This window comes from Murdochiella massiliensis (assembly GCF_900059565.1).
GTDB lineage: Bacteria > Bacillota > Clostridia > Tissierellales > Peptoniphilaceae > Murdochiella > Murdochiella massiliensis.
The window spans coordinates 512,158-531,742 of sequence record NZ_FIZW01000002.1 but is presented as its reverse complement, the minus strand read 5'-3'; the positions used below and the strand labels follow the sequence as shown (position 1 = coordinate 531,742).

At 50.5% G+C, this 19,585-nt stretch carries 18 protein-coding genes; 15 read left to right on the top strand and 3 right to left on the bottom strand.

What is annotated here, in order from left to right; genetic code table 11:
- Nucleotides 1–115 precede the first annotated feature (115 nt).
- The 6 genes from BN3910_RS04120 to BN3910_RS04095 all read left to right on the top strand — a co-directional run bounded on the left by BN3910_RS04120 (nt 116) and on the right by BN3910_RS04095 (nt 6,802).
- On the top strand, nt 116–577 hold the full coding sequence (locus BN3910_RS04120; RefSeq protein WP_066924635.1) for a CtsR family transcriptional regulator: 462 nt from the start codon (nt 116–118) through the stop codon (nt 575–577).
- 9 nt (nt 578–586) lie between these two features.
- Complete coding sequence (locus tag BN3910_RS04115) at nt 587–1,213, top strand: UvrB/UvrC motif-containing protein (RefSeq protein WP_066924624.1); 627 nt, start codon at nt 587–589, stop codon at nt 1,211–1,213.
- Nucleotides 1,203–3,599, top strand: a complete 2,397-nt coding sequence (locus BN3910_RS04110) for an ATP-dependent Clp protease ATP-binding subunit (protein ID WP_066924621.1) — start codon at nt 1,203–1,205, stop codon at nt 3,597–3,599. The genes BN3910_RS04115 and BN3910_RS04110 overlap by 11 nt, the downstream gene beginning before the upstream one ends.
- Entirely contained in the window at nt 3,596–4,981 is a 1,386-nt protein-coding gene (gene radA / locus BN3910_RS04105; RefSeq protein WP_066924619.1) for a DNA repair protein RadA, read from the top strand. Before BN3910_RS04110 ends, radA begins: the two co-directional genes overlap by 4 nt.
- 126 nt (nt 4,982–5,107) lie before the next feature.
- Nucleotides 5,108–5,626 carry a CarD family transcriptional regulator gene (locus BN3910_RS04100; RefSeq protein WP_066924617.1) on the top strand — a complete coding sequence of 173 codons (519 nt, stop codon included), beginning with the start codon at nt 5,108–5,110 and terminating at the stop codon, nt 5,624–5,626.
- A 3-nt stretch (nt 5,627–5,629) separates the two neighbouring features.
- Entirely contained in the window at nt 5,630–6,802 is a 1,173-nt protein-coding gene (locus BN3910_RS04095; RefSeq protein ID WP_066924616.1) for a PIN/TRAM domain-containing protein, read from the top strand.
- Between the two features lie 85 nt (nt 6,803–6,887).
- Here the strand turns inward: BN3910_RS04095 and BN3910_RS04090 are convergent, their stop codons facing one another.
- Nucleotides 6,888–8,291 carry a S41 family peptidase gene (locus tag BN3910_RS04090; protein WP_066924614.1) on the bottom strand — a complete coding sequence of 468 codons (1,404 nt, stop codon included), beginning with the start codon at nt 8,289–8,291 and terminating at the stop codon, nt 6,888–6,890.
- Between the two features lie 139 nt (nt 8,292–8,430).
- Here BN3910_RS04090 and BN3910_RS04085 point away from each other — a divergent pair, with 139 nt between their 5' ends.
- The 5 genes from BN3910_RS04085 to BN3910_RS04065 all read left to right on the top strand — a co-directional run bounded on the left by BN3910_RS04085 (nt 8,431) and on the right by BN3910_RS04065 (nt 12,481).
- Complete coding sequence (locus BN3910_RS04085) at nt 8,431–8,907, top strand: ferritin (protein ID WP_066924612.1); 477 nt, start codon at nt 8,431–8,433, stop codon at nt 8,905–8,907.
- A gap of 223 nt (nt 8,908–9,130) precedes the next feature.
- Complete coding sequence (locus BN3910_RS04080) at nt 9,131–9,676, top strand: rubrerythrin family protein (RefSeq protein ID WP_066924609.1); 546 nt, start codon at nt 9,131–9,133, stop codon at nt 9,674–9,676.
- 68 nt (nt 9,677–9,744) lie between these two features.
- Nucleotides 9,745–10,011, top strand: coding sequence for an HPr family phosphocarrier protein (locus tag BN3910_RS04075; RefSeq protein ID WP_066924607.1), 267 nt, complete (start codon nt 9,745–9,747; stop codon nt 10,009–10,011).
- A gap of 276 nt (nt 10,012–10,287) precedes the next feature.
- Nucleotides 10,288–11,286, top strand: a complete 999-nt coding sequence (gene cdaA, locus BN3910_RS04070) for a diadenylate cyclase CdaA (protein WP_075967988.1) — start codon at nt 10,288–10,290, stop codon at nt 11,284–11,286.
- Complete coding sequence (locus BN3910_RS04065) at nt 11,273–12,481, top strand: CdaR family protein (RefSeq protein ID WP_066924605.1); 1,209 nt, start codon at nt 11,273–11,275, stop codon at nt 12,479–12,481. The genes cdaA and BN3910_RS04065 overlap by 14 nt, the downstream gene beginning before the upstream one ends.
- A gap of 20 nt (nt 12,482–12,501) precedes the next feature.
- On the opposite strand, the gene BN3910_RS04060 is transcribed toward BN3910_RS04065, so the two are convergent.
- Entirely contained in the window at nt 12,502–13,194 is a 693-nt protein-coding gene (locus BN3910_RS04060; RefSeq protein WP_066924603.1) for a LiaF transmembrane domain-containing protein, read from the bottom strand.
- Nucleotides 13,195–13,394: 200 nt separating this feature from the next.
- Here BN3910_RS04060 and gltX point away from each other — a divergent pair, with 200 nt between their 5' ends.
- The 4 genes from gltX to BN3910_RS04040 are packed head-to-tail and all read left to right on the top strand — an operon-like array spanning nt 13,395 to nt 18,166.
- A complete protein-coding gene (gene gltX / locus BN3910_RS04055; protein ID WP_066924601.1) occupies nt 13,395–14,882 on the top strand; it encodes a glutamate--tRNA ligase in 1,488 nt (495 codons plus the stop codon).
- The gene (cysS, locus tag BN3910_RS04050; protein WP_066924598.1) at nt 14,879–16,297 is read left to right on the top strand and encodes a cysteine--tRNA ligase; all 1,419 of its coding nucleotides are present in this window, start codon (nt 14,879–14,881) and stop codon (nt 16,295–16,297) included. The genes gltX and cysS overlap by 4 nt, the downstream gene beginning before the upstream one ends.
- 7 nt (nt 16,298–16,304) lie before the next feature.
- A complete protein-coding gene (rlmB, locus tag BN3910_RS04045; RefSeq protein WP_066924597.1) occupies nt 16,305–17,063 on the top strand; it encodes a 23S rRNA (guanosine(2251)-2'-O)-methyltransferase RlmB in 759 nt (252 codons plus the stop codon).
- Nucleotides 17,060–18,166: a hypothetical protein gene (locus BN3910_RS04040; RefSeq protein ID WP_066924596.1), complete on the top strand. Its 1,107-nt coding sequence runs from the start codon at nt 17,060–17,062 to the stop codon at nt 18,164–18,166. Before rlmB ends, BN3910_RS04040 begins: the two co-directional genes overlap by 4 nt.
- An 85-nt stretch (nt 18,167–18,251) precedes the next feature.
- Here the strand turns inward: BN3910_RS04040 and pepT are convergent, their stop codons facing one another.
- Nucleotides 18,252–19,490, bottom strand: coding sequence for a peptidase T (gene pepT, locus BN3910_RS04035; protein WP_066924595.1), 1,239 nt, complete (start codon nt 19,488–19,490; stop codon nt 18,252–18,254).
- Nucleotides 19,491–19,585: the final 95 nt, after the last annotated feature.

Below are 19,585 nucleotides of genomic sequence, written 5' to 3'. Positions count from 1 at the left end.
TTGCGTAAAATAACGAAGAAAAGATGACGAGCGAAGCGCCGGACGTTGTTTCAGTAAACGGAACCAACGGTCAAGCGGAAGCACCGCTCGGCAGGAGAACACAGAAGGACAAGCTATGGCGGGTTTAACCAATCGTATCGAACAATTTCTTCTTCAAATGATGGAAGAAGGAGATGAGGGGATGATTGAGATCGGACGTAACGATCTCGCACAACGTTTTGCGTGTGCGCCGTCCCAGATTAACTACGTCTTAACTACGCGTTTTACCCCGTATCATGGGTATTATACCGAATCCAGGCGAGGAGGATCCGGCTATATTCGCATTATTCGCCTGGAACGATCGCCGGAAGAATTAGTCGAAGAAGTGCTGGATGATGTTGTACAGGATGCGGTGACGGTAGATAAGGCTCGCCATATTTTAGACTCCTTTTTGGATCAAGGCCTATTGATCGACAGGGAGTGTCAACTGATGATGCTGGCGATGGATGACCATGCATTGGCGGATGTGCCCTTTGCCGAACGGAACCGTGTACGCGCGCGCATCATGCGCAATATGTTGATCATTTTGCTCAGATAGGGGGAAACGATGAAATGCGATTTTTGCGATCACGATGCCAGTATTGAAATCGTGGTTTTTGTCAATGGAAAAGCCCAGAAGGTGCGTATGTGCGCCTCCTGTTATCAGGAAAAACTCGCAGAGATGATGGGACAGATTCCCAAGGAATGGGGAGGAAAAGAACTGACCGATCAGTTGAAGGAAATGCTTGAGAAAGCGCAGGAGAGCGGCATGATGCCGGGCATGGAGGTGTCTTTCCTGCAACCCGACGAACCGAATATTCCTCCCATCCGTGACGATGAAAACGAGGAGGAAGTGATCTCTCCCGAGGATGCGGAAAAAGAAGAGGCGGACGATCGCGAAGAAGGTCATGGCGAAAATCCGTTCCAATTCAATCCGTTTCAGAAGCTGTTTGCATCGGAACGCAACGACAATTTGGATAAAAATCCGGAAAAAACGACCAACGCACGAGACTTGGCGCTTGCCCGCACACGTCGAGAATTACGTAAACGTCGTCGCACATTGCTGGAAAAAATGCAGCTTGCGCTGCAGGAAGAAAACTATGAACTCTGCGCGCAGTACCGCGATGAGTTGAATAAAATCGGGGATGATCTGATTCTCCTGAATGAAGAAAGGAAGGATCCTTATGGAGTATAAAAGGACCTCCGTCCAACAATTACTACAGGCTGCAGCAGCGGAAAGCTACTCGTTTCGACACAGCGTAATCGATACCGAGCATGTTTTGCTTGCCATGATGAAAACGGGTGGCATGGAGACGCAAGCACTGTTGCGCGCCGGTGCCAATTACAATACGCTGCGCAAAATCGTGCTGAACAATAACGAGCCGGGGACGGATGAAAACCCGTCTATGCAGACTTCCGCGTCGGTTCGACGCCTTCTGGAACAGGCGCGTCAGATTGCCTTACAAAATAATGAACAGGAAATTTTTGCGGAGTATGTGCTCTTTGCCATCCTGAATGACAAGTCGGGCATGGCTTCCGTTATGCTCACCATTGCCGACGTGGACAAACGCATGGTTTACAAGAACTTGGTCGGCATGTTGAGAGAAAACCATAAGCAGGATCAGGAATCCAATCTCAGCGAATACGGCAAGAATCTCAACGAAGAAGCGGAAGCCGGAAAAATTGATCCGGTAATCGGTCGTGATCGCGAAATCAATCGTGTGATCCAGATCCTTTCACGACGAACCAAAAACAACCCGGTTCTCATCGGCGATCCCGGTGTCGGTAAGACTGCCATTGCGGAGGGACTTGCTCAGCGCATTGTCTCCGGCAATGTACCGGATATCATGCGTGATAAAGTCGTTTTTTCCATCGATATGGCCACCATGGTGGCAGGCACAAAGTATCGCGGTGATTTTGAACAGCGCCTCTCGGACACCATTGAAGAGTTGATGGCTCGAAAAGATGCGTTGGTCTTTATCGACGAGTTGCATACCATTATCGGAGCGGGAAGTTCGGAAGGCTCACTGGATGCCTCCAATATTTTGAAACCGGCTCTGTCCAAGGGGAGTTTGCAGATCATCGGTGCGACAACGATTGATGAATACCATAAACGCATCGAAAAAGACGCAGCGCTGGAACGACGTTTTCAGCCGGTCATGGTTGAGGAACCGACAAAAGAGGATACCGAAGCCATCATCCGAGGGCTCAAGCCGCGCTATGAAGAATTTCATCACGTCCGCCTGACGGAGGATGCCATTGTGGCGGCGACGGAGCTGACGGATCGCTATTTGACCAACCGCTTCTTGCCGGATAAGGCGATTGACGTTATCGACGAGGCACTTGCCCGCGTCCATGTGGAAACCTTTAACATCCCTCAAGAGGAAATGCACTATCGTGAGGAACGTGAACGATTGGAAGAAGCGAAGCAGAAAGCCGCGCTCACGCAGAATTTTGAAGAGGCGGCAAAGCTGCGCGATGCCTTAGCGACGCTGGAAACGCAACATGAAGAGTTTTTGCAGCAACAAAAAGAACAAGAGGAACAATGGCCTACCATCGGTTTTGATCAGATTGCGGCCATCGTTTCACAGTGGGCAAATGTCCCGGTGACACGCATGACGGAGAAAGAAGCAGATAAGTACTTGCATCTGGATGAAGCGTTAAAGCACACCGTCATCGGCCAGGACCATGCCGTCGAAACCGTCTCCTCGGCGTTAAAGCGTGCTCGAGTGGGGCTAAAATCGGCCAATCGGCCGATCGGTACGTTTATCTTTGTCGGACCGACCGGCGTAGGAAAAACATATTTAGCCAAAGAAATTGCCCGCCAGCTGTTCGGCTCGGCGGAGAGCGTAATTCGCATTGATATGTCCGAATACATGGAAAAATACGCCGTTTCCCGACTGGTCGGCGCTGCGCCGGGCTATGTCGGATATGAAGAAGGCGGACAGCTGACGCAGATGGTGCGTAAAAAACCGTATTCAGTGCTGCTCTTTGACGAAATGGAAAAAGCGCATCCGGATGTGTTCAATCTCCTTTTGCAAATTCTCGACGAAGGGCGCCTGACAGATAGCCAAGGGCGGCTGGTCGATTTTCGCAACACCGTCATCATTATGACCTCCAACGTCGGCGCCTCACAGCTTGCGACAGAAAAACGGCTCGGTTTCGGCGTGGAAGAAACCGTCGAGATGGACGAGTACGACCGCATGAAAGAAGTGGTGCATGAGGAACTCAAGCAGACGTTCCGTCCGGAGTTTCTCAACCGTGTGGATGATATCATCGTCTTCCATCGCTTAAGCGAGAAGAGCATTCTGCGCATTGCGGAATTGCTGATGGACGAGCTGATGTCGCGCGTGGAATCGTTAGGCTATCACATGAGCTATACGGATCCGGTGCTTCGCCATCTGACAAAAATTTCAGTGCAGCCCGAATTCGGTGCCCGTCCGCTCGAACGTTCCATCCGTACGAAAGTGGAGGATGTGTTGGCGGAAAAAATGTTGAGCGGGACGCTGGAAAAGGGCAACGCCTATACGTTGCGTATGGAAAAGAATGAAGTGGTCGTAACCTCGGCGGAGGAAGCATGACGATAAAAACACGCTATCAATGCAGTGCCTGTGGACACCTTGCTGTAGGCTGGAGCGGGAAATGTCCGGCATGCGGCGAATGGGGAACGATGGAAGAGGTGGCCGTGGAAACCGGGCGCGCCGTGGCGAAGCGGATGCAGGATGTGGCGGAAGAACAGGCCATGCCGCTTCCCGAGGTGCCGCTGTCGCAATCCGATCGGATAGATACCGGCCTTCCGGAATTGAATCGGGTTCTTGGCGGCGGACTGGTGCCCGATGCGGTCACTATGCTGACCGCAAAACCGGGAGCGGGGAAATCCACGCTTCTTTTACAGGTTGCCGGCAAGCTTGCTGCACGAGGCGTGCGTGTGCTCTATGCTTCCGGAGAGGAGAGTGCACCGCAGATTCGTATGCGCGCGGAGCGCATTCTTCGCACATGTTCCGATAACGTTTATATTCTTTCTACAAGTTCGCTGGATGCCGTGCTTTCCGAGAGTCGGCGTCTGAAACCCGCCATTCTCATCGTGGACAGCATTCAAACCATGGCGCTGGCGGAGTTTGCCCAGCGTCCGGGAACACCGACGCAAACGGTGCAGTGTACTGCGGCGATTGTTTCGGCCTGCAAGCAGGGGGAGCGGCCCATGGCCGCTTTTGTCGTGGGACATGTGACAAAAGAGGAGACTATGGCGGGGCTGCGGACATTGGAGCATCAGGTGGATACGGTACTGTATCTGGAAAGCGGCTATTCGGATGAGCTGCGTCTGTTGCGTTCCACCAAAAACCGCTTCGGTTACACCGATGAAGTCGGTCTGTTTCAGATGAGTGCAGACGGTCTTTCCGATGTGGTCAACCCCTATGATCTTTTCTTAACGCGGCGTGATCATCCCATTTCCGGCGCGGCGGTATCTTTGCAAAAAGAGGGATCCCGTCTGATTCCTATTGAAATCGAGGCTCTGGTTTCCCCATCGTATGATGCTTATCCCACCCGTATCGGTGATTCCCTTCGTCGTGACGACTTGAACACCTTGGTTTCTATTCTCGCGCAGCGTGCGCATGAACCGTTACACGATAAGAGCGTGGTGCTTAAGGCGACCGGTGGTCTTGCCTTGAGGGAAAAGATCTGTGATTTGGCGATTCTGGTCGCCATTGCATCCGCTTCAGGTGGTTGGCCGATCGACGGCAAAGATGCCTTCTGTGCGGAAGTCGGCCTTACCGGGGAACTGAAGCGGGCAACCGAAATGGAACGACGTTTGCGGGAATTGGATCGTCTCGGCTTTCGTCGTGCATTTATTGCCGAAGAACATGCCGGCTTGGCAAAGCGCATGAAAAAGTCGCTACAGATGGAGATGGTCTGTGTAAAGACACTCATGGACGTGCTGCGCATCCTTCAACAAAGGAAATAAATAAGGAAAATAAATCGACATTTCATCTTGACAAGACGGAAAGAGTTCGATAAAATGTTAAATTTTTATGCACCCCTCGCGAAAAAAGGCATTTTTCGCTATAATTGATAATAAGGGGGTGAAGCCATGTATAAAATCGGAGACCGCGTCGTCTATCCGATGCAGGGTGCCGGGACCATCATCGACAAAGAAACCAAAGAGCTGTTGGGTATGAAACAGGAGTTTTTTATTTTACAGATGCCCATCGCCAACATTCGCATTTCCATCCCGGTGGACCAAATGGACAAGATCGGTATTCGGCCGGTAATGAGTCATGAAGACGGGGAGCGCGTGATGGATATTCTTCGTCAGGACTCCACGAAAATGGCGGAAAACTGGAGCCAGCGCTATCGGGAAAACCTGGAAAACTTAAAAACAGGGGACCCTTTCGAGATGGCGGATGTTGTCCGCAACTTGCAAATCCGTGATATGGAAAAGGGACTTTCCACATCCGAGAAAAAAATGTTGAACAAGACGAAAAAAATGCTGATTTCCGAACTCATCATCGTTGGTTCGTTATCAGTAGAGGAAGCCGGAGAGATGATTGACGAAGCCATCACTTTGGATGAAGATGCAGCGCCGGAAGGCGGCGCGGAAGAGGAGTAAACGGTGAAACAAGTTATGCGGGCCGTATTCGGCATACTCGGCGCCGCGTTGGGAGCAGTGCTGGTCTACCTCGTCTTTGACCTTCGCTTGATTCAGGGATGGGGCATGAAGGAGCGTATGATAAGCTACCTGGTCGGCGCGGCCATCGGCTTCGGATTATTTTTTGCCATGGCGGACAGATGGGCACGGTTTATTCGCAATCGAGTAGATGCCCTATCAAGACAAATTCGCAAAGTGCCGCTTAGCGAAATTGTTTTGCGCACGATCGGGTTGATTATCGGATTGTTGATTGCCGGCATTATCAGTAACCCCGTGCTTCAACTGAGTATCAGTCGCGTAGGCAACGTGATCGGCGTAATAATTGCGATTACGATTTATGCGGTGCTCGGTTTGCTGGGCGTAAGACTGGCGACGATGTATCACGATGACATCATGAAGGGGATCCAGCAGTTCAAAGGCAATCTCATGCGCAGGGATGAAGAGCGTATCCAACGCAGCAATGAAAAAAAGAAAAAAAAGCGTCTGGCTAAGGCCTCTGAGGTAGACGACGAGGAAGAGGAGGAAGAAGAGGAATTTTCGGAAGCATGCCCGAAAATCCTGGATACATCCGTCATCATTGACGGGCGCATTTTCGAGGTGATGAAAGCGGGCTTTTTGGAAGGTCCCATCATCGTTTCGCATTATGTATTGGAGGAGTTACAACATATTTCAGATTCGTCGGATGCCCTCCGTCGTGAGCGCGGTAGAAAAGGCCTCGATCACATTCATGAGATGCAGACGCAAGCGCGTCAGGACATTCACATCGACAATACCGAGATTGCTAAGCCGAAAGAAGTAGATCTCAAGCTTCTCGTGTTGACCAGACGCTATCAGGGACGGCTGGTGACGAATGATTTTAACTTGAACAAGGTGGCGACCGTTCAGAACATTCCCGTATTAAACGTTAACGACTTGGCGAACGCATTAAAGCCGATTGTCATTCCGGGCGAGCATATGCGCGTAAGCATTATAAAAGCGGGAAAGGAACCAGGTCAGGGACTTGGCTATTTGGATGATGGAACCATGATTGTTGTAGAAAACGGCTACGAAGAAATCGGCAACACGGTGGACACGGTGGTCACCTCGGTGTTGCAAACTTCTGCAGGAAAGATGATTTTTACACGTCTTCCGGACTAATTTATTTGGATTTATTTTGGAAACATAAACCGCAGCGAGAAGATCGCTGCGGTTTTCTTGTTCTGCTCTTTTTGTGCGATTATGCTCAGGGAGTGGCGAGAAGGCGCAGTGCAAAGGAAAGAAGATCACTTTCATCCGTCATGGTATCCGGCTGAACACCGGTTTTCGCCTGTAAAACTTCATCATCGGGTACGAGTGCGATGACCGGATCAAGTCGGGCGATAAATCCGGAATGCAGCAGTTTGACCGGAAAAGCGGGAATTTTCCACGCACTGCCCTCCGTTGTTCTTCCGATCAGTTCAACGTTTTGCATACGCTGGCAAAAATCGGCGAACGTTTCTGCTGCGCCGCCTGTGGTGCGGTCAACAAGCAACACCAGATTGGCCGGAGCAAGGGTTTCCGTGTTTCCCTTGGTCGTGATGGTAAGCGTTTTGGCGTAGGCGGTATCTTTTACGGCATTCTTCGTCTCTTCGTTATGTAATCCCGTCACATCTCGGCGCTCATCTTCCAGATCCATGCTTTCCATGCGCTCCTTGACGGAGAGATAATCAACATAGTCATCAAATCCGTTGGGAAAGAACAGTTGCGTCTCCGCTCCGAAGGTGGACGTGGTCAGATAGGGCAAAATGCCTTCTGCCCAGTATTCAATCGATGTTCCCCCGGTGTCGCGCAAGTCAAACAGTACATACTTATGCTCCCGCGCTTCTTTCATCAGACGCGCGAGATCTTCTTTTTGTGTGCGATAGGCGCCATCCTCAAAAGAAAAATCGGAAAGGATGGCGGTATCCGTGTTCCGGTCTATACGCATAGTGGGAAGGGAAAAATGTGCCGCCTTCGCCGGCGTTTTCTTTTTTTCTGTTTCCTCACGAAAACGAGTATAGCGCGCGGCCACTCGTTCATCGGAAAGTGCCTCGGCAAAGGGAGAGTCGGAAACATAAAAACCGCTGCCGAGGTTGCGACAGAGATTTGCATAGTCATTAGGAAGAAGCATGGCCGAAGTCGGCGTGCCGGCGGCCTTGACCATTTCCTGTAAAACGCCGAAGAATTCTTCGTCCGTGGCGGTTTTGGCAGCACGATCGACCAGATTGTCGAGGGTGACTTTGACGGCATCCGGATCCGTTGGGCACAGGGCGGAAGGAATCTTTTTCAGCAGCGCCTGCAACTGTCGCGCATCGGCATTCTTTTCCGCCTCCGTAAGCGGACGCCCCGTTGTATCGGAAGGCAACAGTTCGCCAACGACCGCTCGGTTCGCCTGTTCACGAAGCGTGGGCAATTGGTCGAAGTGCGCATTGAAAAAGGTGCGTCGGATGACGGTATAGAGACCATAGCCGGTACCGAAAAGAACCAGCAAAGAAAGCAAGGCAAAAACGCGACGACGCCTGCGTCGACGCTTCAGATTGCGCTTCATGACCTGCTTTCGATCATGACGGCGCTGGCTTTCCGCCACGCGTTGTTCCAAGACCGTCATTTTTTTCGGGTTTCGTTTCATGCCTTCCTCCGTGCCTTCTCTTCTCCATTTTAGCAGATTCTCTCCGATGAGGGTGTTTGGGTTAGGCATGCAAAAATACGGGTAAAGTATAAGTGACGGTTCAAGAGAATCGATAGGACAAAACGATAAGGAGGATAACATGAAGATTTTGGATGCCCTAAATGAACAGGCGAATTTTGAACTCGAATCGGCATATATTTACCGGACGATGTCCGCTTATTTAGCAGAAGAAGATATGGCAGGCATGAAGCATTTCATGGATATGCAGGCGAAAGAAGAAGTGGAACATGCAGATAAGATGATTGGCTTTCTTCAAGAGGTCGGTTATCCCGTTCACTATCGTCCGCTCGATCCGGGAGAGGGAAAATTCAAGAGCCTGTTAGACGTTTTCCAAAAGGCGCTGGCGCATGAGCAGGTGGTGACGAAGAACATCTATAAGCTCATCGACTTGGCGCAAAAAGAAGACCACAAGCCGGCGGAAATTTTCCTGCACTGGTATGTTAAAGAGCAGGTGGAGGAAGAAGCCACGTTCCAGTCGCTGGTCAAGCAGTTGGATCGTGCCGGCACGAACTGGGGCGCTCTGTATCAAATCGATCATTATTTGAGTCAGCGTTAATTGCTTCGAAAAGGAATAACGAAAACCGACACACGGACAAAGACAACAGGTCTTTGTCCGTGTGTTTTCATTTCGGAGGAAACGATTGCCCTTTTCCTTTACTTTTTGACGAAAATCCTTTATTATAGTAGTAGTTTCCTTCATATGATAGATGTGGGAGAGTTGGGAAACCGTCTCTTTTTTAGCAGAGACGATGAAGAGAAAAGGAAAATAGGAGGCTTCTATGCATCACATGACACAGGCAAACCTGCGATCCGCATTCGGTGGCGAATCCATGGCGCGCAATCGTTACAATATTTGGGGCCAGGTGGCAGAAAAAGAAGGCTTTCCGAATGTGAAACGCTTATTTGACGCAACAGCGGAAGCGGAGAAAATTCACGCTGGCTTGCACTACAAAGCGATGAAGGATATTGGTGGAGATTTTGACGTCGCAACGCGCGGCGGTTTCGGCATCGGTACGACAGAGGAAAACCTTCAGGGCGCCATCGATGGCGAAACCTTTGAGTTTACCGAAATGTATCCGGCCTATATTAAGGTAGCCGAAATGCAGGAAGAGCAAGGGGCGGTTCGCGCGATGCGTTTTGCCATTGAGGCGGAAAAAGTACATGCCGAGATGTTCGGTCAGGCGAAGGATGCGGTTGCACAGGGTAAAGACCTTGAGGTCAATGATGCGGTCTATCTCTGCCCGGTTTGCGGTTTTGTTGCACTCTCTAAGGAAGAGAACTGCCCGATTTGCGGTTGTGCCGCAACGAAGTTTATCGCCTACTGAGACCTACTGAGAACGGAATTTATAATCCGGTTGTTGTGATCGTGTTGTATTGAAGAGTGGAGAAGTCCATGGTCGAAGAAAAAGTAGTATTGGATAACGATATCGGGCTTATGGGACGCCCTGCCGCCAATTTCATTCAGACGGCAAAGAAATTCCTTGCAGACGTTTATTTGGAACGCGATCATAAAGTGTTTAACGGGAAATCCATTATGAGTGTGCTCAGTATGGGCGCCGGAAAAGGCGCGAAGTTCACCTTGCGCACGGATGGACCGGATGAGAAAGAGGCGCTTGAAGCGCTGCTGACGTATTTGAAGCACGATATTACGCTTTATTGACGGTCTTTCTTATGCTTTTGCCGAAGAGAATAAACCATGACCATGGAGAAGCGTGTATCGTATAAATAACACGTGTATCGTATAAATAACAGGAGAAGGCTGTTGCTGTATTTCCTACAGTGACAGCTTTTTTTCTTATCCTTTTTTCCTTGAGACAGAGCAAATTTGCCTCGGAAAAGAGCGAATGCGGGTAAAGAGGAAAGAGGAGAAAAGCCAATATGAGCGCTGTCGGTATGCAGGGCTTGTGCTAAAATAAGACGATAGAGAGGGGGTATCATGAACTATTTTCGAAATCTTCGCGAATTGCTGGTGACTTTTTCGGTTACCGACGTCATAGACATTCTTGTCATTGCCGTCATCGTCTATTATCTGATCTTGCTGGTTCGTGAGACCCGCGCTGAGCAGCTCATTAAAGGGTTTATTGTCATTCTGGTTTTTGCGCAGATCAGTGACGGCCTGAAATTGTATACCGTCAACTGGCTGCTGTCCAATATTCTTACCGCGGGATTTCTGTTGACCGTTGTTGTTTTTCAACCGGAAATTCGCCGTGCCTTTGAACGTTTGGGGCGATCTCAAGGGTGGTTGAGCAATTTGATGAACAGCGGTGGCGAACGCGTGCGAAGTGCCGGACGCGTGGAAGAAATCGTCCGTGCTGCAACTTCGCTTTCCCGGCAAAAGATTGGCGCACTCATCGTCTTAGAGGGCGGAACGGGATTGAAGGAGATTGCCGAGTCGGGAACAGAAGTGGATGCGTTGGTTACGGCGGAATTGCTGATCAACATTTTCATTCCGAACACTCCACTGCATGATGGCGCAGTGGTGATTCGTGCTGATCGCGTGTTGGCAGCGGGCGCTTTTTTACCGTTAACACAGAACCGTAATCTGGATAAAGAACTCGGTACGCGTCATCGCGCGGCATTAGGTATTTCCGAACGTTCAGATGCTTTGGTTGTGGTGGTTTCTGAGGAAACGGGCATGATTTCTCTTTGTTCCAACGGTCAAATTTCGCGTCATGTGGATGAGTCCACGCTGCGTGAGAATCTGACGGCATTTTATGAGAACGGGTCGACGACACAGCGCGCATCCGGACTCGGTCGATTGTTTACCTTTATCAACGCGAGAAGAGAAGAGAAGAAGGAAAAAAATGAGACGAACGAGGAAACCGGTTCCGATTTGCCGAACGCTTCGCCCGGAAAAGGGGAGAAGACAATACGAATTTCTTCGATGACGACAAATAAAGAAAAGGAGAAAGGAGGTCAAGATGAAACTGCTTAAACACAATTGGCAATGGAAGTTGACCTCGCTCATCATCGGCATTCTCATGTGGAGTTACATTACGGCGGGGGTGAACCCGACGCAATCGGCTACGCTATCGGACATTCCGATTCGTATCATCAACCAGGATACCCTGGAGGAAAAAGAACTGAAAATTACGGAGATGGAGTTTGAGCAGACCTCTCTGCGTATTTTAGGAAAGCGTAACGATCTGGGGAGTCTTGATCGCAATTTTGTGGTCGCTTCGATAGATGCGGGAACTTTAAAAGAAGGAACGCAGGCCGTGCCGATTCGCTTCTCGGTTCCGGCGAATGTGGTGATCAATGAGACCGCAAATTCTCGAGTCCAGGTGCAAGTCGAGAAAGTGATTACAAAAAGTCGGACGGTGAATATCAAAGAAACCGGAACACTTGCCGATAACTATGTGCTGCGCGGCCTTGCCGCTACGCCGCAGAGCATTGAAGTGACCGGTCCACGCTCTGCTGTGGAGCGTGTGGCGAAGGTGAATGTCGTTATCAATCTGAACGGGCTTACTGCTGATACGTCAGCAAACTTGCAGGTGCACCCGGTGGATGAAAACGGCAATGCCGTGGAAGGCGTCACACTCTCTCTTTCATCGGTGAATGTCAGCGCAACGATTTCTAAACAGAAAGAAGTGCCCGTTCAATTGCAATTGGGTACGCCGAAGGGTCAGGAACCGAAGGTTCGTGTACGCCAATCTGCGGTTACGCCGAACACCGTGCTGGTGATGGGAAAAACAGCAGATATTGATAAATTGACGTCCATTCCGACGCAACCGTTAGCATTGGAAAAAGTGACCAAAGACGGCCTTTTTCCGGTGACGCTTCGCTTTCCGGACGGTATCACCCCGGTAAACGACAAACTGGAATATAAAGCACAGATCACCCTGGATGTGCGGGAAGAGCGCTCTTTTTCCGTGAATGTTGATCGCATTCAATCTAAAAATGGCGGATCGCTGAAAGCACGACCCGCCGGGGATGTGAAGACGATCACCTTGCGCCTTGAGGGCTATAAGAATGATCTCGATGCACTGCATGATTCGGATATGGTGATTACCGCCAATCTTACTGGAGCAGGAACGGGTTTACAGACTTTGCCGTTAGAGGTGAACTTGCCAAAAGATGTTGTGCTGAAAGAAATTAAACCGGCCCAGCTGTTGATGAATGTGGAATGAGGAGAGACGGCGTCAAATCGTTACAGAATTTTGAGCGAACCGGCGAATACCTCGCTGTCGACGTATAAGGTGGATGTCGCCTCCCTATTTTCCTTCTGTTCCTGCATAGAATAATAATGTTTGCCGTTAACAATAACGTGCCAATCGGCGGGAACTTGCAGGACGAGCTCACCAAACTGCACGCTCGCATTGATGCGGACATTGTTGTCCAGAGGAAGAACATTTTTCAGGTCGATGGTCACCGAAGAAAAAACAACCTCGACATCACCGCCGGAAAACGAATCCGAACGAAATACGCGATGTGCATCGGAGAAAAGGAAGCGATCGTTAAGCATATCGCGTTCTTCATAGCCGAAACTCGCTTTTCCTCGGACGTCATCATCCGAGAAGGTATTTTCGGTGTGGACCGCCTTTTTCTGCGCGAAATGGTTGAGAATAAGACGAAGACCAAGAAGAACCAGGCCGATGCCGATCAGAATGAGTAGAATACTTCCTCGGAACAGATGCAAATGATAGGCTTGCAGGAGTGTACCGAGTATGATCAAAAATAGGGGAAAGCTACGCTGATGCTTATTGGTCAGCAGACGCAGGATTCCGTAAACGATGAGGAGAATCGGCCAGTAGAGTCCGAACAGCGCAAAAAAATTTTCACCAAGCAGTTGGGTCAAGACCATAAGTCCGCCGATACTGAACAATAAAATACCGACAATCATAATTGTCCTTTCTACGTGATGTTTCCTGAAGGAGACAAGAAACGCCTTACCACGATGTGCGATGAACATTTGCGTATTAGAATAGAGATTGGATTTGTCGGCAATGTGAAGGCATAAGAGATGTGACGCTAAAGATCGACAGGAAACGGGGAAAGCCCCGGGGGCGAGCGATAGCCGCCATGAGAGTACAGGAGGAAAGTATGTCCCAAATTAACGTACGATTTGCACCGAGCCCCACCGGCTATCTACATATCGGAGGGCTTCGCACCGCTTTGTTCAATTACCTTTACGCTCGCCATCACGGCGGCCGTTTTATTCTTCGTATCGAGGATACCGACCGCACGCGCTTCGTTCCCGATGCGTTGGAAAATTTATTGCGGGTGTTGCGCTGGGCGGGGCTGGACAATGACGAAGGTCCATTCCTTGACGGTGACCATATTTCCGAAAAAGGAGAACACGGTCCTTATATTCAATCGCATCGTCATGATCAGGGACTGTACCGTCGCTATGCGGAGCAACTGATCGCACAGGGACAGGCCTATTACTGTTTCTGCTCCAAAGAGCGTTTGGATGCGGTTCGTGACGCCATGAAGGAAAAAGGGGAAACACCGCGCTACGACGGACATTGCCGCGACCTTTCCCCGGAAGAAGTACAAAAGCACCTGGACGCGGGCGAAGAATACGTCATTCGTATGAAACTTCCGCGCAATCGGGACATCACTTTTCATGATGCCATCAAGGGGGACATCACCTTCAATACGGATGAATTGGATGATCAGGTGCTGATCAAATCCGATGGCTATCCAACCTATCATTTCGCGGTGGTATTGGATGACCATTTGATGGGGGTGACGCACATTGTTCGCGGAGAAGAATGGATTTCCTCCACGCCGAAGCATGTTCTGTTGTATCAGAATTTCGGATGGGAAGAACCAACATATGTGCATTTGCCGACGGTGCTTGGGGAAGACCACAAGAAACTCTCCAAACGAAACGGTGATGCGGCAGTCGAACAGTATATTGCAAAGGGGTATCTGCCGGAGGCGCTCATTAATTACATTGCGCTGTTGGGATGGTCGCCGAAAGGCAACGAGGAAATTCTTTCCCGTGAGGAACTCATTCAGGAATTCGACTTTGACCGCATTTCATCAACAGGTGGCATTTTCGACGTGAAAAAGCTCAACTGGATGAATAGTGAGTACATCAAGGCCATGCCTGTGGAAGAGGTGGTAGAGGCTATGCGGCCTTTCCTGGAAGAAGCGGGATTTATCGATGAGAACACGGACGCGGAAAAGCTGCGTCGGGTTGCGGCGTTGTATCAGAACCGCGTGGACTATTTCGAGCAATTTCCGGATCTGACAAAGCATCTCTTTGTGACGGCGGAGGATTTGGTTTACGAAGAGGAGGCGAAAGCCGTTCTTTCGACTCCGGAGGCGCAGAATCTGGTTACTCGTTTTGCGGAGAAGGTGCGCGCGCAATCGAGCATGACGGAAGAATTTGCGAACAGCGTGGTCAAGGCCATCCAAACCGAGACCGGAATCAAGGGGAAAAACCTGTGGTTTCCGATTCGTGCGGCGGTCGTTGGCGCCACCTCCGGACCGGATTTTGGCCAAACGCTTCTCATTTTAGGGCGTGATGAAGTGCTTGCGCGTCTGGAACGGACGCTTGCAGGAAAGGAAAACGCATGAAAATTTACAATACGCTGACGAGACGAAAAGAGGAATTCGTTCCTCTGGAAAAGGGCAAGGTGCGCATGTATGTCTGCGGGCCGACCGTCTATGATTTTATTCATATCGGAAACGCCCGACCGCTCGTTGTTTTTGATACCTTACATCGATTTTTGCGCTGGCAAGGCTTTGACGTCCGTTATGTGGTCAATTTTACGGACATCGACGACAAGATCATCAATCGGGCAAATGATGAAGGCGTGCCTTTTACGGACATTACCGCCAAATATATCGCCGCCTTTATGGATCAGGCGAAGCAACTCAATTTACTCGAGGAAGAAACCATTCATCCGCGTGCTACGGAGATGATAGAAGCCATCATTGCCTTTGTGCAGGGGCTCATCGACAAGGGAGCCGCTTATGATGCCGAGGATGCCGTATATTTCGATGTTTCCAAAGCCAAAGATTATGGTAAACTTTCCGGCAAAAAAATTGAGGACCTTGTGGCCGGGGCGCGTATTCGTGTGAATGAAGCCAAGCGGGATCCGTTGGATTTTGCTTTGTGGAAAAAACAGAAAGACAGCAATGAACCGGCATGGTCCAGCCCCTGGGGACCGGGACGTCCGGGCTGGCATATCGAGTGCTCCACGATGTCCAAGACGTTATTGGGCGAAACCATCGACATTCATGCCGGCGGTAGCGATCTGGAATTTCCGCATCATGAAAATGAAATTGCACAAACCGAAACGCTGACGGATCATCCTTTTGCACGTTATTGGATGCACAATGAGATGATTACCGTATCCGCTGCGGACGGGGCGCATGAAAAAATGTCCAAATCCAAGGGAAACTTTTTCATGCTTAAGGATATTGCCGAAACCTATGACCTCATTTTGGTGCGACTGTGGTTGCTTTCGGCACATTACCGCTCGCCCATCAACTTTTCGCGTGAAGTCATGGAAGCCACGAAAAACGGCTATGAGCGCCTGATGAACGGGAAACACAATTTAGAGCGGCTGCTTGCTCACAATGTGGAAGCAGAGCTGACAGAAGCGGAGCGAAAGCTCCTCGCAGCGGTAATTGAAGAAGAAGATGCCTTTACGAATGCCTTGGCGGATGATCTCAACACGGCGGATGCGCTAACTGCCATTTACGAGATTGTCCGGATGGCGAACAGTACGCTGAATGAAAAAAGCGCGAAGGGGACGGTGGAAAGAGTCTACCGGAAGTTGCTTGAACTATTGGACGTGCTCGGCATTGCGGATCACAGCGCAAATGATGCCTTGGACGAAGAGGTGGAACGAAAGATCGCTGAACGGGAAGAAGCGCGAAAGGCAAAAGACTTTGCCAGAGCGGATGCGATTCGCGATGAACTTGCCGCAAAAGGCATTTTATTGAAGGATACACGTACGGGCGTGACATGGACGAGGGAATAGAGGAACTATGAGCGATTATATTTTTGGCCGCAATGCGGTATTGGAACATTTAAAAAGCGGCAATGAGGCTGAAAAGCTGTACGTCCAGAAGGGAAAACTGCAGGGCGTTGTACATCGCATCATTGCCATGGCCAAGGACGCCAAACTTCCGGTTATTGAAGTGGATCAGAACAAACTGGATCGCATGACGGAAGGCGGCAATCACCAGGGGGTTGCGCTTCTGGCAACAGATTTTGCTTATGCGGATGTGGAGGAGATTTTACAGTCGGCTAAGGATGCGGGCCATGCGCCCTTTGTAATCCTGCTGGATGAACTGACCGATCCGCATAATGTGGGCGCCATCATCCGCAGTGCCGCCTGTTTCGGAGCGGACGGGGTGCTTTTGCCGAAGCGCCGTGCGGCGACGGTGACGTCCATCGTGCAGAAAGTCGCTTCCGGTGCGACCAACTATGTGAAGATTGCCAAGATCAATAACGTGAATCAAACCATTGAGGAACTCAAAAAGGCGAACCTTTGGGTATACGGTGCGGCGGCGGAAGCCAAGCAGACAATATGGCAAACCGATTTTTCCGGCGGCGTGTGTTTGGTGATCGGCAACGAAGGAAAGGGGCTCAGCGAATTGACGCGCAAAAAATGCGATGTGCTGGTATCCATTCCAATGGTCGGCCCCATGGACAGTTTGAACGCTTCCTGTGCAGCAACGGTGCTCATGGCGGAAGTGCTGCGCGGTCGTGCGCAGGACAGTTCGCAGGGTGAGCGGGCATGAGTGCGTTGCTGACGGCGGATCCTCTGGTGGAGGAGCGCCCGTTTACGATCCCATTTCATGATCCGGTGCACATCCGTCTGGCGATTCATGCTCGTGGTGAAGCTTGCACGACGCCGGATGCCTATTATTTGGTACTCATCGGCTTATTTAAGTTGCTCCGTGATCTTTCCGTACTATCGTTTCGTCACAGCCTCGAAAAGGACGGATTGGTGTTTTCGCTTTCCGTGCGCGAAAGTCGTAGTGTGGTGCGAAGCTATTTGTCGGAAACGAAAAAATTTCACGTTCTCGGCGACGCCTGGGATCTTGTGCTGATTGACGGTGCGCGAGTATCAACGGTGGCGGGGGATGGGCACCTGACGCCTCCTCTTTCGAAGGAAATGCTGAGTGCGTTGGCCTCAGCGCATCGTGGCATGGGTTCACGTCCGCTGCGCTTTTCCCGCTATTTTCTATCGTCCGCCTTGTTACCGTATACGCGTCGTCATACCTATGGCTGTGCACATATGGACGCCGAGGACAGTCGCGGAAAGGTAAACTTTTATCATGTGATCCAGGGGCTGGAATTGCTGCAGCGCAGCTTTTCGAGCCTTGACTTTTCCAACATTTCCTCTGCCCATGAACTGCATATTGTCGCCGATCCGCTGGCAAAAGCGCTACAACAAATCGGCCGGACACCCGACTTTTTTGCGGAAACGCTGTTTCCTGCGCTGCTTTTAGCTTGTCTTTATGAACAGAAGTTTCCGCTTTCCGCCATGGAAGAGGCCCTCACGCGGTTGTTACCGGTATCGGCGGATAGTGCGCATGGTCGTCGTCTGTTATTCTTGCGGGATCTTCTTGCTTCGCAACCGGATGCTCTTTCCGACCCGGATGCGTTTAGTCTCTTTTTGCTGGCACGAATAGACGATGAAAGCACAAAACGGGAGATAAGCGAGGAGCAGTATCGCGAAGTGCAGCAGTTGGCTGATTTAGCCTATCGCGAACAGGGCGTTGATGCCGACCAGCTTAATGCTCTGTTCTTCGTCAATCATCTGGTTACTGAAGGCGTTCAGGCGGCAATCGTACTCTTTTCCATATTGTCATTTATGCAGGAAGAAGAACAGGCCTGACGGTACGGCGAATTCGTGGTCTGCTCACAATAAAAATCCTCCTCCATGAGGACATGGAGGAGGATCATTTTTTACATGAGCGTTTCTACTGACGGTCATCTTCCTCGGCAAAGCGTCTTACGATCTCAATGATGAGCTTGACCGCTTTTTCCATCCATCCGACGACGGCAAACTCATACGGACCATGGAAATTCATACCGCCGACGAAGAGATTGGGTGTAGGCAGCCCCATAAACGACAGTTGCGCGCCGTCGGTTCCGCCGCGGGTCACCTCCACTTTTGCCGGAATGTCCAAGGCGTCCATAGAAGCAAGGGCAATATCGACCAGTTCCGGATGCGCATCAATCACTTCGCGCATATTGTAATAGGAATCTTCGATCGTTAACACAATGCGTTCGCCGTAACGCTCGTTCAAATAAGAAACGATTTGACGCAACAGTTCTTTTTTCTCTTCAAACTTCGTTTTATCATGATCACGAATAATGTATTCCATTTCCGCATGAGCCAAATTGCCATTCAGTGCCTCCAGCATGAAAAATCCGTCGCGACCCTCTGTGTGTTCCGGACGCATGTGGGCAGGCAGCATGGCATTCAATTCCATCGCCACCAGCAACGCATTGATCATGATGTCTTTTGCCGACCCGGGATGGATACTTTCGCCGTCAATCACAATCTTTGCGGAGGCCGCATTGAAGGTTTCCGCACTGAATTCGCCGAGCACACCGCCGTCCATGGTATAGGCGACATCCGCCCCGAAGGCTTGGACATCAAAGTGATGCGGGCCTCGACCAATTTCTTCATCCGGGGTAAATCCGATGCGAATTTTGCCATGCGGAATTTCCGGATGGGCAAGAAGATATTCCATGGCACAAAGAATTTCGGCAATACCCGCCTTATCATCCGCACCAAGAAGGGTGGAGCCGTCCGTAACGAGTAGTTCTTCTCCCGCCAGCGAAGGCAGAAGCGGACAGATCTCTTTTGTCAGTGTACGGCCATTCCCAAGCGGGATTGGGTTGCCATCCGCTTTTACGATGCGCGTATTCTTTGCACCGCCGCGGAAATCCGGCGCGGTGTCCATGTGGGAAAGAAAGCCGATCGTCGGCACGCTGTTCTCCCGTTCCGCCGGCAATGTGGACGGCAAGGTGCCGAAGAGATATCCGTTCTCGTCCAGTGTGACCTCTGTGAGCCCCATGTCTTCCATTTCCTGTTTCAGCATCCGCGCCAACACCCATTGTCCTTCCGTGCTGGGACAACTTTCCGAGTTCGCATCCGATTGGGTATCCAACGCCGCATAACGCTTTAGTTTTTCGACCACTGGTTCCATCTTATTCTCCTCTTTTTCCAAAATTGTTTTCACCCGTTTTTTTCCAACCCGCTTTCACTCGTCTATTTTTAAACTGTTCTCATTCGTTTTTTCAA

What these genes read in the sequence shown, in the direction of transcription:
- BN3910_RS04120 (WP_066924635.1), top strand. Translation starts at nt 116, where the DNA reads ATGGCGGGTTTAACCAATCGTATCGAACAATTTCTTCTTCAAATGATG.
- BN3910_RS04115 (WP_066924624.1), top strand. Translation starts at nt 587, where the DNA reads ATGAAATGCGATTTTTGCGATCACGATGCCAGTATTGAAATCGTGGTT.
- BN3910_RS04110 (WP_066924621.1), top strand. Translation starts at nt 1,203, where the DNA reads ATGGAGTATAAAAGGACCTCCGTCCAACAATTACTACAGGCTGCAGCA.
- radA (WP_066924619.1), top strand. Translation starts at nt 3,596, where the DNA reads ATGACGATAAAAACACGCTATCAATGCAGTGCCTGTGGACACCTTGCT.
- BN3910_RS04100 (WP_066924617.1), top strand. Translation starts at nt 5,108, where the DNA reads ATGTATAAAATCGGAGACCGCGTCGTCTATCCGATGCAGGGTGCCGGG.
- BN3910_RS04090 (WP_066924614.1), bottom strand. Translation starts at nt 8,291, where the DNA reads ATGAAACGAAACCCGAAAAAAATGACGGTCTTGGAACAACGCGTGGCG.
- BN3910_RS04085 (WP_066924612.1), top strand. Translation starts at nt 8,431, where the DNA reads ATGAAGATTTTGGATGCCCTAAATGAACAGGCGAATTTTGAACTCGAA.
- BN3910_RS04080 (WP_066924609.1), top strand. Translation starts at nt 9,131, where the DNA reads ATGCATCACATGACACAGGCAAACCTGCGATCCGCATTCGGTGGCGAA.
- BN3910_RS04075 (WP_066924607.1), top strand. Translation starts at nt 9,745, where the DNA reads ATGGTCGAAGAAAAAGTAGTATTGGATAACGATATCGGGCTTATGGGA.
- cdaA (WP_075967988.1), top strand. Translation starts at nt 10,288, where the DNA reads ATGAACTATTTTCGAAATCTTCGCGAATTGCTGGTGACTTTTTCGGTT.
- BN3910_RS04065 (WP_066924605.1), top strand. Translation starts at nt 11,273, where the DNA reads ATGAAACTGCTTAAACACAATTGGCAATGGAAGTTGACCTCGCTCATC.
- BN3910_RS04060 (WP_066924603.1), bottom strand. Translation starts at nt 13,194, where the DNA reads ATGATTGTCGGTATTTTATTGTTCAGTATCGGCGGACTTATGGTCTTG.
- gltX (WP_066924601.1), top strand. Translation starts at nt 13,395, where the DNA reads ATGTCCCAAATTAACGTACGATTTGCACCGAGCCCCACCGGCTATCTA.
- cysS (WP_066924598.1), top strand. Translation starts at nt 14,879, where the DNA reads ATGAAAATTTACAATACGCTGACGAGACGAAAAGAGGAATTCGTTCCT.
- rlmB (WP_066924597.1), top strand. Translation starts at nt 16,305, where the DNA reads ATGAGCGATTATATTTTTGGCCGCAATGCGGTATTGGAACATTTAAAA.
- BN3910_RS04040 (WP_066924596.1), top strand. Translation starts at nt 17,060, where the DNA reads ATGAGTGCGTTGCTGACGGCGGATCCTCTGGTGGAGGAGCGCCCGTTT.
- pepT (WP_066924595.1), bottom strand. Translation starts at nt 19,490, where the DNA reads ATGGAACCAGTGGTCGAAAAACTAAAGCGTTATGCGGCGTTGGATACC.